The following is a 1,373-nucleotide window of genomic DNA, read 5'->3' as shown; positions in this document are numbered from 1 at the left end:
TGGAAAACCGGTTCACCAGTTTGGTGGCGTCCTGATGCAACGATGCTCGAGGGAGAGTGTGATGTCTGAGCCTGTGGTTCCTGACGGGTTGTCCCGGCGGAAGTTCCTGGGGGGTTCTCTCGCTGTGGCGGGGGTTGCTCTGGTGGCGGCGTGCTCGGGTGGTTCGGGTTCGTCGTCGGGTGGGGGGTCGTCGTCGTTCGCGTTCTGGGACATGCCGTGGGGTTCGCCGGGGCCGGATTATCTGGCTGCTGGGCAGGAGATCACGGGTGGGTTCTCGGGGGGTTCGGCGCAGTATCAGTCGATCAGTTGGGACGGGTGGTTGCAGACGTTCAGCTCGGCGATCGCGGCGGGTACGGGGCCGGCGATCTCGACGGGTGGGGCGTTCCAGTCGTTGCAGTACTACGTTCAGGACGCGATCCATCCAGCTGACGGGGTGATCGCGAAGCTGGAGTCGGCCGGGCAGTTGGGTGACTTCCTGCCGGGCACGATCGATGCTTTCAAGTATCAGGGTGCGTACACGGCGTTGCCGTGGAACGTGGACTCTCGACTGTTCTGGTATCGCAAGTCGTTGCTGGAGGCGGCGGGTGTGGACGAGCCGCGCAGTTGGGACGACCTGTACCAGGCGGGTGTGGCGCTGAAGAAGAACGGCGTGTACGGGATGATCGCCTCGGGTGGTGCCGGGGGGAACGCGTACCAGACGTTTTTGTCGTTCGTCTTCAACAACGGTGGTGGCTTGTTCAACGCTGCTGGTGAGCCGGAGTGTGTGACGGACCTGAACGTGGAGGCCGTGGAGTTCCTGATCAAGTTGTCCAGGGACGGGATCATGGATCCGGGCAGCGTGAGCTACACGGTGGCGAACGTGAACGACCAGTTCGCCGCGGGTGCTGCGGCGATGTCGATCCTGCCGCCGGACATCGCGAACTCTTTCGAGGACGAGCAGCTGAAGGCTGACATCACGTTGGGTAGTCCGTTGTCGAGTCCGAACGGGACCAAGGGCACGATGGCGTACACCTCGGACCTGATGCTCTACACCGGGGACTGGGACCTGGAGGTGGTCGAGGACTTCGCGGTCTACTACCTGGACGCGATGGCCGACTACTGGAAGCAGGGCGTGCTGAACAAGGTCCCGGTGCGTCAGAGCATCCTGGATCTGCCCGAGGTTCAGGACCAGCCCAACCTGGTCAAGGCCACCGAGGAGTGGCTGCCGGTGGGTCGGAACCTGACCCAGCTGGCGAGTGAACCGTTCCCCGAGATCAACGCGATCGACGGCGGGCAGGCCATCACCCAGTGGGCACAGGAAGTCATCCAGGCCGAGGGCAGCGCCGAGCAGATCCTCCAGACCCTGCAAGCCGGCCTCGAACAGGTCATGTGAA

Annotated in this window: 1 protein-coding gene; it reads left to right on the top strand. The window is 63.6% G+C overall.

What is annotated here, in order from left to right:
* Positions 1-1,372 (top strand): ABC transporter substrate-binding protein (locus EYB28_RS19610; RefSeq protein WP_304599264.1); only part of this gene is annotated, 1,372 nt, incomplete at its 5' end.
* Position 1,373: the final 1 nt, after the last annotated feature.

This window comes from Isoptericola sp. BMS4 (assembly GCF_011634835.1).
GTDB lineage: Bacteria > Actinomycetota > Actinomycetes > Actinomycetales > Cellulomonadaceae > Isoptericola.
This window is presented reverse-complemented; position numbering and strand designations above follow the sequence as displayed.